This window comes from Mucilaginibacter sp. P1_D10 (assembly GCF_056406215.1).
On sequence record NZ_JBFUAP010000002.1, the window covers coordinates 158,790 to 174,105 of the forward strand.

General features: G+C 47.0%; 11 protein-coding genes. 8 read left to right on the forward strand and 3 right to left on the reverse strand.

Translation table 11 applies throughout. The features are described from left to right. Nucleotides 1–3: 3 nt before the first annotated feature. The 8 genes from AC1DYT_RS03160 (at nt 4) to AC1DYT_RS03195 (ending at nt 12,287) form a co-directional block, all read left to right on the forward strand. Nucleotides 4–1,359, forward strand: a complete 1,356-nt coding sequence (locus tag AC1DYT_RS03160) for a hypothetical protein (protein ID WP_477468201.1) — start codon at nt 4–6, stop codon at nt 1,357–1,359. A gap of 118 nt (nt 1,360–1,477) precedes the next feature. Further along, on the forward strand, nt 1,478–3,403 hold the full coding sequence (locus AC1DYT_RS03165; RefSeq protein WP_477468202.1) for a DUF3857 domain-containing protein: 1,926 nt from the start codon (nt 1,478–1,480) through the stop codon (nt 3,401–3,403). 32 nt (nt 3,404–3,435) lie between these two features. Next, entirely contained in the window at nt 3,436–5,361 is a 1,926-nt protein-coding gene (locus AC1DYT_RS03170) for a DUF3857 domain-containing protein (protein WP_477468203.1), read from the forward strand. A gap of 1 nt (nt 5,362) precedes the next feature. Continuing rightward, the gene (locus tag AC1DYT_RS03175) at nt 5,363–7,291 is read left to right on the forward strand and encodes a DUF3857 domain-containing protein (protein ID WP_477468204.1); all 1,929 of its coding nucleotides are present in this window, start codon (nt 5,363–5,365) and stop codon (nt 7,289–7,291) included. Nucleotides 7,292–7,301: 10 nt separating this feature from the next. Beyond that, nucleotides 7,302–7,940: a leucyl/phenylalanyl-tRNA--protein transferase gene (gene aat / locus AC1DYT_RS03180; protein WP_477468205.1), complete on the forward strand. Its 639-nt coding sequence runs from the start codon at nt 7,302–7,304 to the stop codon at nt 7,938–7,940. A 21-nt stretch (nt 7,941–7,961) separates the two neighbouring features. Continuing rightward, nucleotides 7,962–8,549: a crossover junction endodeoxyribonuclease RuvC gene (gene ruvC, locus AC1DYT_RS03185; RefSeq protein ID WP_477468206.1), complete on the forward strand. Its 588-nt coding sequence runs from the start codon at nt 7,962–7,964 to the stop codon at nt 8,547–8,549. Nucleotides 8,550–8,642: 93 nt separating this feature from the next. Next, entirely contained in the window at nt 8,643–11,114 is a 2,472-nt protein-coding gene (locus AC1DYT_RS03190; RefSeq protein ID WP_477468207.1) for a TonB-dependent receptor domain-containing protein, read from the forward strand. Nucleotides 11,115–11,117: 3 nt separating this feature from the next. Then, on the forward strand, nt 11,118–12,287 hold the full coding sequence (locus tag AC1DYT_RS03195; protein ID WP_477468208.1) for a PepSY-associated TM helix domain-containing protein: 1,170 nt from the start codon (nt 11,118–11,120) through the stop codon (nt 12,285–12,287). Nucleotides 12,288–12,419: 132 nt separating this feature from the next. Here AC1DYT_RS03195 and AC1DYT_RS03200 read toward each other — a convergent pair whose 3' ends face one another. The 3 genes from AC1DYT_RS03200 to AC1DYT_RS03210 all read right to left on the reverse strand — a co-directional run bounded on the left by AC1DYT_RS03200 (nt 12,420) and on the right by AC1DYT_RS03210 (nt 15,256). After that, the gene (locus tag AC1DYT_RS03200; protein WP_477468209.1) at nt 12,420–13,433 is read right to left on the reverse strand and encodes a 2Fe-2S iron-sulfur cluster-binding protein; all 1,014 of its coding nucleotides are present in this window, start codon (nt 13,431–13,433) and stop codon (nt 12,420–12,422) included. A gap of 4 nt (nt 13,434–13,437) precedes the next feature. Then, complete coding sequence (locus AC1DYT_RS03205) at nt 13,438–14,433, reverse strand: zinc-binding dehydrogenase (protein WP_477468210.1); 996 nt, start codon at nt 14,431–14,433, stop codon at nt 13,438–13,440. Nucleotides 14,434–14,644: 211 nt separating this feature from the next. Next, nucleotides 14,645–15,256, reverse strand: coding sequence for a superoxide dismutase (locus AC1DYT_RS03210; protein ID WP_477468211.1), 612 nt, complete (start codon nt 15,254–15,256; stop codon nt 14,645–14,647). Nucleotides 15,257–15,316: the final 60 nt, after the last annotated feature.

Genomic DNA, 15,316 nt, shown 5'->3' on the forward strand with positions numbered 1-15,316 from the left:
CTGGTGAAGTTCAATGAGACAGATGATGCCCGTACCGTATTCGGCACAACCTTTAGGTTGAAAAAGACGCTAAGAGCACTGGCCAATATACCCTCGTTGCCCGATGAACCCTACATGTCGTCATACGCAGATAACCTGCAATCGCTCACCTACCATTTGGTTTCTGTAAAACCTGTTGGCGGGGTAGTGAGGACATTTGCCGACTCGTGGCCTAAGGTTGGTCGCATACTGGCCGATGAGCCCGATTTTGGCCAACAGCTTAAACGCAAGCTGGAGGGCGAAGAGGTTATTATAGCCAAAGCCGCCACGTACAAAACCGCCGACGAGAAGATAGCCTATATTTTTAATACTGTAAGAGATGCCATGAAATGGAATGGCGCCAACAGGTGGTACACCAACGATGGTACCGTGAAAGCATGGGAGAAGAAAACAGGCAACTCGGCAGAGATAAACCTGATTTTGTACCATTTGCTGAAAAAAGCAGGGTTGCCCGTTTACCCTATGGTAGTAAGCACCCGCGACCATGGTAAAGTTACCCGTTACTACCCTTTTTTATATCAGTTTAATAAAGCCGTTGTTTACGCCGACCTTGGCAGTAAAACCTATGTATTAGATGCAACCGGCAAGTACAATATTTACAGTGAAACACCTGCCTCGCTATTAAACTCGTCGGGTTTGTATATTGATAAAGATAAAAGCGTTTTCGATATCATCGAACTGGAAAAGGAGGAGCCTGTAAGGCAGGTAGTTTTAATAAACGCCGAAATTAAACCAACCGGCAAAATGGCCGGTACGGCTCAGATAAGCAGTTTTGGTTATAACCGTATCAGCAGCCTGGGCCGTTATAAAACCGATGGCGAGAAAAAATATGCGGATTTTTTAACCGATAATAATAGCGCACTAAAAATCACTTCACTCAAATTAGATAATGTCGATATTGATACGCTTGCGCTTAAGCAGGATATTGAGTTTACGGAGGATTTGACAGGGGCCGACGAGAATTACATTTACTTCAACGCAAACCTATTCAGTTCGCTGGGTACCAATCCTTTCCTCAGCGAAAGCCGCAGCACCGATATAGAATTTGGTTATCATAACAACTACCTCATCAGCGGCACCTTTGTTATCCCGGCTAATTATAAGGTAGATGCGTTGCCAAAGGGGGCTAGCATGATGATGTCTGATACCAGCGTTGTTTTTAAACGTGTGGTGGCCGCTGATGGCTCAAATATCGTTATACGCTACAGTGTCGATTTTAGAAACGCCGTGTACAGCAAAGCAAATTACCCGGAGTTTTACGCTTTCTGCAAAAAAATGTACGAAATGCTGAACGAACCTATTGTACTCAAAAAATCCTGATAACCTGTCTTACGAATAGAAAAAAACTGAAGGAGTTCGTTTTTTTATTCGTAATAAATTACGAAATTTCATCGGCAGGTGTTATATTCGTTGGGCCTAATCCTAATTTAGCTATCACATGATTAAAACCCTTACCTTACTACTGGCTTGCCTGCTTGCCATAACCGTTAAAGCGCAAACGCCCCCAACCACTCAACCTTTTGGCAAAATAGACCTTGCCGACCTGCAACTGAAAGCATGCGACTTTGAGAAAGATGCCAATGCGATGGTACTGTTCGATAAAGCCGACGTGTTTTTCGATACGCAGTACCAGGTAGTAACCAACGTACACAAACGCATCAAAATATTCAACATCAATGGCAAAGACGAGGGCGATATCCGAATAGAATATTATAGCGCAGACCGTGCCGAGTACATCACGGGGCTGCAGGCCCAAACCATCAACATGGTTGATGGAAAACCCGTTATAACCAAGGTTGATAAAAAACAGATATTTACCGAAGCCGTTGATAAATATACTTCGGCGCTGGTTTTCTCTTTCCCCAATGTGCAGGCAGGATCGGTGTTGGAGTTTAAGTACACCTTAACAGCAGCCAACGTGGGCGATTTCCCGGATTGGTATTTTCAAGGCCACTTGCCTACCCGCTACAGCGAACTGAAAACCACCGTGCCCGATTTATTATATTACAAAAACCTGGAAACCCGCACGCAGCCCTGGGCCGTAAACAAAGAAGAAGGCAGCGGCACCAAAACCAGGGCCATTGCTAATATCCCATCCATCCCCGATGAGCCTTACATGATCTCGCGCGAGGATAATTGCGAACGCCTGCTGTTCCAGCTCCTCAGCATAAATATACCGGGTTACTATGCCCGCAATTACTCCGATACCTGGGCAAAGGTTGGCAAAAACATGATAGAGCATGAAGATCTGGGCGCTCAGCTGGGCAAAAAGCTCACCGGGGAAGAAGTTATTATTGCTAAAGCCAAAGCGCTTAAAACCTTAGATGAGAAGATTGCTTACGTTTTTGGCGAGGTTAAAAACGCCATGAAATTCAGCGGGTCTTATTATAAATATACCACCGATGGCGTTGGCAAAGCCTGGGACAAAAAAGCCGGTAATTCGGGCGAGATCAATATGATTTTGTGCCACCTGCTCAAAAAATCGGGCGTAAACGTGCAACCTATGCTGGTAAGCACCCGCGGCCATGGCAGGGTAAACCCCGGCTTCCCAAGTTCGTATAAATTCAACAATGTGGTGGCCTACATACCCGTAGATACCGTAAAAATGTATGTGCTCGATGCCAGCAACAAGTACAACCTGTATAACCAGGTACCATCTAATGTGTTGAATACCTTCGGCCTGGCTATGGATAAGGATGCTGAGAACTACGAAATGGTTTTCGTGCAGAACAAAAATGCCGTAAAACGCTTTGCCATAGTAACCGCAGAAATAAAGCCCGATAGCAAAGCAACGGGGTCTGCCAGCCTCGTAAGCTACGGTTACCACAAGGTAAGCGCCGTGCAGCGGTACAAAACCGACGGCGAGAAAAAATATATCGACTTTTTGAGCGGCGGCGACAACGGCATGAAGATAACGTCGCTGAAACTGGAAGATATGGAGGTAGATAGCCTGCCGCTGAAGCAAACTGTGGATTTTAGCCTCGACCTTACGGGATCCGACGAAAACTATATCTATTTTAACCCCAACCTATTGGGCGAAGCAAAAACGAGCCCCTTCCTGGCCGGAAACCGCTTTACCGATGTGGATTTTGGCTACCTCAACAGCTTTATGCTGGTAGGGCAGTATAAATTGCCGGTTGGTTACAAAATAGAATCTTTACCCAAAAATGTAAGCATGGTAATGCCCGATGGTAGCATAAGCTTTAAGCGTATCTTTGGCGAGCAGGGCGGGGGCGTATCTGTACGTTTTACGGTAGATGTAAAGCAAACCATTTATTTCAAAGAAAGCTATCCGGATTTTCAGGAATTCTATAAAAAAATGTACGAGATGCTGAACGAGCCAATCGTGCTGAAGAAATCGTAAAGTAATACCCCCCAACTAATTTAATAATTGATATGAACAGGATTCTAATGCTTCTACTGGCTGGTTTGTTTGTCTGTACAGTTAAAGCACAAACTATCCCCACCACGCAACCCTTCGGCAAAGTGGATAAGGCCGACCTTGAGCTAAAATACTGCGACTTTGAAAAGGATGCCAATGCCATGGTATTATTTGACAAGGCAAGCGTTTACTTTGACCGTACCGGAAATCTGAAAACAAACAGGCACAAACGGATAAAGATATTCAACGATAATGCTAAAAACGAAGGCGATATCAGGATAGAATTTTTTTCTGTCGGGCATTTGGAAACCATTGGAGACCTGCAGGCCCAAACCATTGATCAAACTAATGGCAATATTGAAATAACCCCTGTAGACAAGAAACAGATATTTACTGAAGTGGTTGACAATGACCATATGGCGATTGTATTCTCTTTCCCTAAGGTTAAGGCAGGGTGTATACTGGAGTATAGATACGAGGTTACTACAAACAACATAGGTAATTTCCCCGATTGGTATTTTCAAGGCAGGCTGCCCAACCGGTACAGCGAACTGGAGACCACCATCCCCGATCAATTGACCTATAAAAACCTCGAAAGCCATTACCAGCCTTATGTAGTGGACAAAAAATCTAACGACGGTACGCAGGTGAGGGCAATTGCCAATATACCTTCTATACCCGACGAGCCATACATGACCTCTCGCCAGGACAATTGCCAAAGAATACTTTTCCAATTCCTTTCCTTTGATGCCCCCGGCTATCTCTCAAGTACCTATTTAGGTACCTGGACGAAGGTTGGCGAATATGTTTTTGACAGGGGATTAGGGGTGCAGTTGGATAAAAAGCTTACGGGCGAGGAAGCAATACTTGAAAAAGCGAAGGCCTTAAAAACCGATGATGAGAAGATAGCCTATATTTTCAACGAAGTAAAAAATATGGTAAAGTGGGATAAAATTTATTATTTGTACACCTACGAGGGCGTTGGCAAGGCATGGGACAAAAAGACGGGCAACTCCAGCGAAATGAATATTATGGTTTGCCGCCTGCTACGGAAGGCCGGCATCGATAGGGCTTTCCTTATGCTGGTGAGCACCAGGGGTAATGGCAAGGTAAATCCGGCGTACCCAACTCTCTATAAATTCAATACCCTGGTTACTTATGTGGCTATAGACGATGATAAAAACTATGTGCTTGATGCCGCACAAAAATACAACGTTTATAACCAGGTACCTGCTAATATGCTTAATGGTTTTGGGCTCATGCTGGATAAATGGAATAAGGTATATGATATCAAATTCCTGCAAAACGAAAACCCCGCCAGGCAAACCATTTTAATAAACGGTGAAATAAAGGCCGGCGGTAAGTTATCCGGTACGGCCAATATAACCGATTATAATTATGAGCGGGTTAATGCTTTGGACAAATACAATGCCGATGGCGAAAAGAAGTACCTCGACTTTTTGCGCGATAACGATAACAACGTACGCATATCGGCAGTTAAGTTCGAGAATATGGCTGTAGATACGCTGCCGCTTGGCGAGGCGATTGATTTTACGCAGGATTTGGCCGGTTCTGACGATAATTATATTTATTTCAACCCCAATATATTCGGCCTGGCAAAAAAGAACCCGTTTTTGGCCACCAATCGCTTTACCGATGTGGATTTTGGCTACCATAAAAGCAATACCCTGGTAGGCTCATACAAAATGCCCGCCGGGTACAAGGTAGAGTCGCTACCCAAAAGCACGTCAATGGTAATGCCCGATGGGAGCATAACTTTTAAACGCATTGTGGCCGAGCAGGAAGGCACCATCGTAGTACGGTACAGCGTGGAGCATAAAAAGTCGATATTCTTTAAAGAAGACTATCCGGAGTTTTTTGAGTTTTATAAAAAAATGTATGAGATGCTGAATGAGCAGATCGTATTAAAAAAATCCTAATATGAGGCATTTCAAATTTTACGGGATACTATTGCTGGCAAGCCTTTACTTAATCCCGGGGGCAGCGGCACAGGATAAATCAATCCTGCCCGAGCTTTATATTGCCTCTACCATCCCCGATTCGCTGAAGGAGGATGCGCATGCAGTTACACGTTACGAGTACCAGGAGTACATTGTTAAAGCGCCTGGAAAGGTAACCTCCAAATATCATAGCATCGTTACTATCCTAAATGAGAAAGGCGACCACAACGCTGAGTTTGGCGTGGGCTATGATAAATTCAACAGTGTTAACGGTTTTCAGATGATTGTTTACAATGCTGCCGGTTTAAAGCTGAAGAAGTACGGCAAAAGCGATATGTACGACCGCTCCGCTACCGACGGGAGTACTATCGTAACTGACGACCGTATGCTTTATTTCAGGCATACCATCGCATCGTACCCCTGCACTATAGAACTCATATTAGAAACCAGCACAAACAGCTATTTAGATTTAGGGGGCTGGACACCACAGGCTAACGAGGAATCTACACAGAATTCAATCTGCTCGGTTACCGTACCTCCCTCAGTTGGTTTTAGGTATAGCAGCCGCAGCACATCCGTTAAGCCCACCAAAACCATGCAGGATGGATTGGAGACTTATACCTGGATAGCCAACAACATAAAGGCCGTTAAGCTGGAAGACTACGCTGTTGCATGGCAGTTGTTCCCAAAGGTTACCTTTATGAATAATTCATTTGTTTACGCTAATATTCCGGGCGATTTTAGCACCTGGCAAAACTTTGGCAAATGGATACAAGGGTTAAACGCTGATGTATGCACACTGAGCCCAACACGGGTGCAGGAGATACAACAAATGACCGCCAACTTAAAAACAGACAAAGAGAAGGCAAAGTTTTTATATGAATACATGCAGCGAAACATGCGTTATGTGAGCATACAACTGGGCATTGGTGGGTTTAAACCATTTCCGGCAACCTTTGTCGACGACAAAAAGTACGGCGATTGCAAAGGCCTGTCAAATTACATGTATGCCTTATTAAAAGCTGCCAACATCCCTTCGTATTACGCTTTGGTGCGCGCAGGCAGCAATGAAGAGCCTGCTGATGCGAATTTCCCTACCGATCCGTTCAACCATGCTATTTTATGCATCCCGTTCAAAGGCGATACCACCTGGCTGGAATGTACCAGCAACACACATACCTTTGGCAAGCTTGGGCCATTTACCGAAAACCGGAACGCCTTGCTGATAACAGAAGATGGCGGCAAGTTGGTGAATACCCCCCGCAGCAACAGTGCCGACAACCAACTAAATAGCAGCGTACACATCGTTTTGGATGCCGATGGCGGAGCAAAAGCAAACGTGAAGCTGCTGAGCACGGGAGAATTCCGCGAGCAATACCTGAACATAGCGTCCTTAAAAACCGACGACCAAAAGGAACATCTGATAAAATCGCTCAATATCAAACAGCCATCGGCCTTTGAGTTTAAGCCTTTGGATGACAAAAACGGCACCGACGAGGTAGAGCTAAGCTTGGAATACGAGAAGTTTTGCGATATCATCACCGGGAGCAAGCAGTTTTACAAGCCTCGCGTGTTCGATCTTTGGCAGGCCACCTACCCCGCATTGGATAAACGCAAATCGGATTTCTTTTTTAAATATCCATCGCAGCGCTCCTGCGTTACTACTATAGATTTGCCAGTCGGTTTCGAGGTAGAGACTTTGCCGGCCAACCAAACCCTTAAGTTTAGCTACGGCAATTACGAGGTAAATTATGCATATGACGCCGCAAAGAATCAGGTAATAAGCACAGCCAAATTCAACTTGAATAACCATATCATCCCGGCGGCAAAATATGCCGAGATGCAGCAATACATGGATAACGTGGCCCGCGCACAAAATAAAAAGCTGGTAATACGCAAGAAGGCATAAATTTGCCCGGATGATATTCAGGCTTGATGAGCGCATCCTATTCCCCGACCCGGCCCTTGCCGAAGAAGACGGGCTGCTGGCCGTTGGCGGAGATTTGAGCACCGAACGCCTGTTATTGGCCTATGCCAGCGGTATTTTCCCCTGGTATAGCGAGGGTGAGCCAATCCTTTGGTTTTCGCCGCATGAGCGTTTTGTGTTATTCCCTACCGAGCTGAAGATATCCAAATCTATGCGCAAGGTTTTGCGCAGTAACTTGTTTAGCGTTACTACCAACCAATGTTTCGATGATGTAGTGGCCGCTTGTTCCACGATTCCGCGGGAAGGGCAGGACGGCACCTGGATAACCGATGACATGAAAGCCGCGTATTCGCTGCTGCATAAAAAAGGCTACGCGCACTCCATAGAGGTTTGGCAGCAGGGGAGCCTGGTTGGTGGCCTGTATGGCGTAAAAGTGGGCAGGGTGTTCTGCGGCGAGAGCATGTTTAGCCGGGCAAGCAACGCATCAAAAATGGCCCTCATCTGGCTTTGTCAAACCGGTGAATATGAATTAATCGATTGCCAGGTTTATACCGAACACCTGGAAAGTATGGGTGCCCACATGATAAGCCGCGAAGAATATACAGGCATACTGCACAAATCCATCGCCTAAAGCTTAGTTTTGCAGTAGCAGATGGACGAGATAAACAATAAGGAACGCATAATTTTAGGCATAGACCCCGGTACCGCAGTAATGGGCTATGGCCTGGTGCTGGAGAAGGGCCCTAAAATTGAACTGATAAGCATGGGCGTGGTGAAGATGGAAAAGATAGACGACCATATGCTGAAGCTGCAACGCATCTTCGAAAAAACCGTTGCCCTGATAGATAACTACAAACCCGATTGCCTGGCGATAGAAGCGCCTTTCTACGGGAAAAACATCCAGGTGATGCTGAAACTGGGCCGCGCCCAGGGCATGGCTATAGCCGCGGCGCTGTCGCGCAATGTGGTGATAACCGAGTACGCTCCCCGCAAAATAAAGCAATCTATTACCGGTAACGGCAATGCCACCAAGGAGCAGGTTGCCGCCATGCTGCAAACTCTGCTTAAATTCAAAGAAACGCCCGACTTTTTGGATGCTACCGATGGCCTGGCGGTAGCCGTTTGTCATTCGTTCCAGCGGGTACCCGTTTCCTCGGGCGGCAAGGGTAAAAAATCTTATTCGGGCTGGGAAACTTTTGCGAAGGATAATGCCTCGCGGGTAAAAGGAACAACCAAATAATCACCCTATTATTTAGAATAATTATAAATAACTTGTAAAGTTGGGTCGCTTCATGTATTTTCGCCTCATTATTTATAATTAGTCTTAATAAAAATGAAGCAACTCCAACCTCATCTTTTCCGATACCTCGCCGCATTCGCGATTATCATTGCCTTAATAAATCCTTTAAACACATTAGCGCAAACGCGCGGTACCATTACCGGTAAGGTAACAACCGCCAAAGGCGAGGTTGCCGATAACGTTTCTATCGGTTTGGTAGGTACAAGCTACGGCAGCACCACCAATAACGCAGGCGAATTTTCGTTTAAGGCCCCCGCAGGCAGCTATACCCTCATCATATCGTATGTTGGCGTAAAACCGGTAGAAGTGCCGGTTACTGTTACAGCCGGCCAAACCACAGCTGTACCAACTATTATCATCAACGCAAGCCTTTCGCAATTGAGCGAGGTAAACGTAATAGCTAACCGTGCCAATCGTTTTACCCGTAAAATAAGCGTGGATGCGGCGAAGATACCCCTGGCCAACCTGGAGAATGCCCAAAGCTATAGCACCATTACCAGCGAATTGCTTAAAGAGCAGCAAGTGTTTAATGTAGAGGATGCCCTGCGGAACGCAAGCGGCATACAGAAAATGTGGGATGCTACCAACCGTGCAGGCGATGGCGGAGGCTACTTTACCCTGCGTGGTTTTGTTACACAAACCCGTTTACGTAACGGCATTGCCGGACTGGTTACCAGCGGCATAGACGCCATAAACGTAGAAAAACTGGAAGTAATAAAAGGCCCGTCAGGTACTTTGTTTGGTAGCATACTTACGTCTTTCGGTGGTTTGGTAAACAGGGTAACCAAAAAACCTTATGAAAGCTTTGGCCTGGAAATTGGCCACACCGTGGGCAACTACGATCTTAGCCGTACCACTATTGATTTGAATACGCCGCTGGGCTCAAACGTTGCCTTCCGTTTAAATAGCGCCTACAGTTACGAGGGTAGTTTTCAAAACTATGGCAAGAGCCGTTCATTTGCCGCCATGCCAAGCCTCGCTATAAAAGCAAACGACAAACTTTCTTTCTTGTTAGAAGCTGAAATGTATTACGGCCGTAGTGCTGCCAAGCCTTTCTTCTTTTTTTATGATAGCCCAAAAACAATGGGTATTACCGATGTTAGCCAGTTGAATATCGATTACAAGAACGCTTACTCAAACGATAACGTCACCTCCTACGCCCGTAGCTCAAACTACTATGCAGAAGCTAAATACAAGTTCTCTGATAAGCTTGCGTCACAAACTGTCATCTCAAACACGCACAGTTTCTCTAACGGCCCAAGCCCTTATTATTACCTGATTACAGATGAAACAGCTGTTGCGCTCGATCCATCTAAACCAAATCTTCCGGGTAACAATAATTATATTTTCCGTAACGACCAATCTACCGCCGACAGTAAATTCGCGGCTACCGAAATACAGGAAAACATCAACGGCGATTTTAACATAGGCGGTATGCGCCACCGTTTTGTGGTCGGTTTAGATTTCCAGCGCCAAAACTCACGCCAGATTTATTATGGCAACAGCTATGGCATCGCCCCAATTAACGATCCTACATTCGATTACGGCGCGTTCAACAAGCAATTGGTTGATGCTACCGTAGCTGCCAACCCGCTTACCAACGCCAATACCTATCCCTACATCTACCGCACAAACACCTACAGCGCTTACGCATCTGACGTTATTAACCTTACCGACAGGCTCATTGCTTCGGTAGGCTTACGTGTAGATAACTACCAAAACAAAGGCAGCTACCTGTTAGATGGTACGCAGTCGGCCAGGCCATTCAACCAAACTGCGTTCTCGCCAAAATTCGGCCTGATATTCCAACCGGTTAAAGACCAGGTATCACTGTTTGCCAACTACCAGAATGGTTTCTCTAACCCCGGTTTGTTTACCAACGCCAGCAACGAATCTGTAATTGCAAAGCTGCAAAATGCCAACCAGGCGGAAGGCGGCGTAAAGCTTTCTTTATTTGACGGTAAACTGAGCAGCACGCTGAGCTACTATCGCATAAAGGTTACCAATACCTTGCGTTCTGTAGCAGGCTTACCGTACTTTGCCCAGGTGCAGGATGGTACCCAGGTAAGCAAAGGTTTCGAAGCTGAAGTTGTTGCCAACCCGATACCTTCTGTGAACATCGTAGCCGGTTTTGCCTACAACGACTCTAAATACACAGGTGGCGACGCATCTATTATCGGTTACCGCCCTAATACTGCAGGGTCGCCATACCTTGCTAACTTCTATGCAAGCTACCGTTTGCCGGGCAGCGCCTTAAAAGGTTTAGGTCTCGGTTTCGGTGGCAACTACGTAAGCAAAAACAAGATTATCAACAGCGCTGCCGAAGGCACCTTCTCGTTGCCTGCTTACACCATACTAAACAGCAACCTGTTTTACGATAAAGCCAAATACCGTTTCGGCTTAGCCGTAAACAACCTGGCCAACAAAAAATACTACACCGGCTATACAACCATCAACCCGCAGCGTTTACGCCAGGTTGTGCTGAGCGCCAACTACAAATTCTAAAGCATGACAGATTTCAAGAAAGTAATGCTTTTTTGCCACCGCTGGCTCGGATTCATCTCCGGGCTAGTGGTGTTTATAGTGAGTATCACCGGCTGCATCTTCTGCTTTCAGGATGAGATACAGGATGCCATGTACAGCTATCGTACAGTTGAAAACACGGGTAAACCATATGTGCAACCATCGCAGCTGGTGGCAACAATAAAAAAGGCGTTCCCCAAGGCAAGTCCCGATTACATTTATTATTTCGGTACCGAAAGGCCTGCCGGGGTATTGGCTAATACAGGGAAAGACGGCTTTGAGTACGTTTTCCTGAACCCGTACACCAGTAAGATCACTTACCACGAAAAACCGCAGACCAACTTCTTCATCGTTGTAGAATATATACACTTGTATCTATTGCTGCCCCCCGCTATTGGCAAATGGGTGGTTGGCGTGGCTGTTATCATATTCGTAGTGCTGATGATTACGGGCATCATCCTGTGGTGGCCCAAACGCAAAACCGACCGCAAACGCAGCTTTACCATTAAATGGGGAGGCCGCTGGCGCAGGGTTAACTACGACTTACACAATGTGTTAGGCTTTTACGCCACCTCCATTGCGTTGATACTAGCCATTACCGGTTTGGCTATCGCGTTTGAACCGGTAAGTAAGGCGATATACAATGTAGCCAACCTTGGGAAGGTGGATTATAAAACCGAAGTAACGGAGCCGAAATCGGATTCGTTGAAACGAGCCGGGGTAGCACCGCAGCCCGTTATCGACCTGGCATTTGCCTATGCACGCAAAAACGTACCGCAGGCCGAGATGTTCCTGATACATAATGACCCTGCTGTTTCGGGTGCTATCGGCGTTGGGGCCTATGCAAAATCGATGCACTATTCGCATGCAACAGGCTTCGAGTTTGATAAGTATAACGGCAAGCTGCTAAAATCGTACATCTACGAAAAGAAGAGCGCCGGGCTGAAACTTAACGAAATGAACTACGATATTCATGTGGGCCAGATAATAGGCCTGCCGGGTAAAATCATCGCATTTTTGGCTAGCCTTATTTGCGCCAGTTTGCCGGTAACCGGGTTCATCATATGGTTAGGGAAACGCAAAAAAAACAAGCCAAAAAAGGAGCGGATGCTAACCCACCGGCGGGCTCAAAAGCACCCGGCACCGCAGATTTAGCCAAATTTACCTGCGAAAATCTCCGTGAATTTATCACAATAGCGTTTTTTTAGGGATGTTTTTATGATTTTTTAGATTGTTATCCGGCCTTTTTGGAAGGCGTTGAGGCATCCGGCGAGGGATGCCTTTTTTTTAGAAGTAAGTAATCTCTACCCCGGCGGTAACCGCATGCCCGGTGCAGGTGAGGATGCGGCCGGCGGAGAGGTCGGCATCGGTGAGGACTTCGTTCCTCACCATCTCTACTTTGCCGCTTTTGCAATTGGCAACACAGGCCGCGCAGATGCCGTGGCGGCAACTATAGGGTAGCGGGATATTATTCTGGAGGGCTGCCTGCAATATAGATTGGTTCTCTCCGGCTACGATATCATGCCACTCGCCCCGGTAGTTGATGCGGATATTTTGGGGTGGGTAGCTCTTGTGAGGATGGCTGACGGGCACCGTCTCCAGCACGAAGTTTTCCTTGTGTATCTGACCGGCATGCACGCCCATGAATTGCAGGGTGAGGCTAATCATGCGCATGTACGCAAATGGCCCGCATATGTAGAATTCGGCCATCGCTGCATCGAACTGCAGTTGCTGCTGCACCAGTTGCTCCACTTTATAATTGCTTAAGCGGTTCGCCTCGCTGCTGAGGAGGTAGGTGATGTTCAGCCTGTCGGGGTAATTATGTTCCAGTTCGGCAAGCTCGCTGTGGAACAGGATAGATTGCTTATCTCGATTGCTGTAGAGCAGGTGCAGTTTGCTGCATCCCTTCCTGTTAAGGATGTACTTGATGTGCGATAATACCGGCGTGATGCCGCTGCCAGCCGCAAAATATACCAGATCCTTTGCCGCCTCATAATTGCCGGGAGTGAATACGCCAGCCGGTTCTATTGCCGTAAGCATATCGCCAACTTTTACCTTGCTCAGCAGGAAGCGCGAGATTTCGCCATTGCTGATGCGTTTTACGGTGATGGCCAGCCGGTCATCATCGGGGGAGGAACTAAGCGAGTACGACCGGCGTATCTCCTCGCCATGGTGGTCGAATACAAAGGTGAGGAACTGCCCCGCTTTGTAAGGCACTGGCCGTACTATCTTCTCCACCAGGTAAAAGGTCGCCGTATCCTGCAGCTCCCACTTGATGCCGTCTACCCTAAATTCAACCACGTTATTATACGGTTATCACCAACTTACCAAACTGCGCCGAATTGCCCATTTTGGCGAACGCCTTAGCTACATCCTTTAGCGGGAATACCTCATCAATCACGGGAACTATCTGGTGTTCAGCCACAAAAGAGAGCATAGCTTGAAATTCTTCCTGCGTACCCATGGTGGTGCCCAGTATCTGCAATTGCTTCCAAAAGATGGTGCGGCCATTGAGTTCGGGGATGTTGCCCGCCGTGCCACCGAAGAATACGATGCGGCCACCGGGGTTGCAAAGGTCGGGTATCTTGTTAAAATCGGGGCCGAGGGCACTGTCCACTACAATATCAAATCCTCCGCCCGAAAAATGTTTCAACTCCTCTGCCCAATCCTGCGCTTTGTAATTTACGCCTGCGGCTGCGCCTAAGGTTTTGGCGCGCTGCAACTTCTCGCCACTGCCCGATGTTACAAACACCTGCGCACCCGCCGCTACTGCCCATTGCAGCAGGAATGTGCCCGTACCCGCCCCCACGCCTACTATTAATACTTTATCACCTTTTTGCAGATGCGCCTTGGTGAATAAGGCGCGGTAAGCAGTCAACCCGGCTAAGGGTAAGGCAGCTGCCTGTTCCCAGGTTAAGTGAGCGGGTTTGGGATAAAGGTATTCGGCTTTTACTTTTACGTATTCGGCCAGGGTGCCATCATCGGGCAGCCCTAATATTTTAAATTCTTTGGACTGGAATTCCGGGTGCTCGCCCCAGTTATGCGATGGGTTGATGATAACCGATTTACCCAGCCATTCTTCTACACCCTCGTCGGCTTCGGCAACAATGCCCGCGCCATCGGCCCCTAAAATGGTGGGGTATTTAAGGCCTGCATATTTGCCTGTGGTGATCCAATAGTCGCGACGGTTGAGGCTGGCGGCTTTTATCTGCACCAGCACTTCGCCCGGCCCGGCTATGGGTTTATCTACTTCTTTATATACAATGGGGTTTTCTGCGGATTCGAGGACGATGGCTTTCATAGGATATAGCATATTTCCCACCATGTCATTGCGAGCGATAGCGCGGCAACCTCATAGGACGGTCGACCTTGCTTATCCGATTGTCCTATGAGGTTGCCACGTCGCTGTCGCTCCTCGCAATGACATTGGGTGAATAATAAAACAAAAGAGCGGCAAATTGTTCCCAACTTGCCGCTCAATATAATTAAGTCTTGCTTTTTAGTGGGGCCGCTTAAGCTATCGCTTTAGCGTAAAGCTCAGCTACGTGTGCCCAGTTCACTACGTTCCAAATGGCGGCTAAATAGGCCGGGCGCAGGTTTTGGTATTTTAAGTAGTAAGCATGCTCCCAAACGTCGATACCCAAAATAGGCGTGCCTTTTACTTCGGCGATATCCATCAGCGGGCTATCCTGGTTAGGGGTAGAGGTGATGGCCAGTTTTTTATCGGTAGTAACAATAAGCCATGCCCAGCCCGAACCAAAACGGGTTGCACCGGCATCAGATAACTTGGTTTTGAAATCGGCAAATGAGCCGAAAGTGCTGGTGATAGCCGCTGCTAAAGCGCCTGTAGGCTCGCCGCCGCCATTGGGCGAAAGCAATGTCCAGAACAGGCTGTGGTTATAGTGACCGCCACCATTGTTGCGTACCGGCATTGGATATTTAGAAATGTTTTTGATGATGTCTTCGATAGGTGCATCGGCCTCCGGTTTGCCTTCCAAAGCTTTGTTTAAGTTAGTAACATAAGCGTTGTGGTGCTTGCCATGGTGTATCTCCATGGTCAATTTATCGATATGTGGTTCCAGTGCATCGGTAGCGTAAGATAACGCCGGTAGTGTAAATGCCATAATATTCAGTTTTTAAGTTTTACGATGTTGTGACGAGCAAATATAAGCGTGTAATTGGCT

Excerpts from the sequence above, each read along its gene's own strand:
- AC1DYT_RS03165 (WP_477468202.1), top strand. The coding sequence starts at position 1,478 with ATGATTAAAACCCTTACCTTACTACTGGCTTGCCTGCTTGCCATAACC.
- AC1DYT_RS03170 (WP_477468203.1), top strand. The coding sequence starts at position 3,436 with ATGAACAGGATTCTAATGCTTCTACTGGCTGGTTTGTTTGTCTGTACA.
- AC1DYT_RS03175 (WP_477468204.1), top strand. The coding sequence starts at position 5,363 with ATGAGGCATTTCAAATTTTACGGGATACTATTGCTGGCAAGCCTTTAC.
- aat (WP_477468205.1), top strand. The coding sequence starts at position 7,302 with ATGATATTCAGGCTTGATGAGCGCATCCTATTCCCCGACCCGGCCCTT.
- ruvC (WP_477468206.1), top strand. The coding sequence starts at position 7,962 with ATGGACGAGATAAACAATAAGGAACGCATAATTTTAGGCATAGACCCC.
- AC1DYT_RS03190 (WP_477468207.1), top strand. The coding sequence starts at position 8,643 with ATGAAGCAACTCCAACCTCATCTTTTCCGATACCTCGCCGCATTCGCG.
- AC1DYT_RS03195 (WP_477468208.1), top strand. The coding sequence starts at position 11,118 with ATGACAGATTTCAAGAAAGTAATGCTTTTTTGCCACCGCTGGCTCGGA.
- AC1DYT_RS03205 (WP_477468210.1), bottom strand. The coding sequence starts at position 14,433 with ATGAAAGCCATCGTCCTCGAATCCGCAGAAAACCCCATTGTATATAAA.
- AC1DYT_RS03210 (WP_477468211.1), bottom strand. The coding sequence starts at position 15,256 with ATGGCATTTACACTACCGGCGTTATCTTACGCTACCGATGCACTGGAA.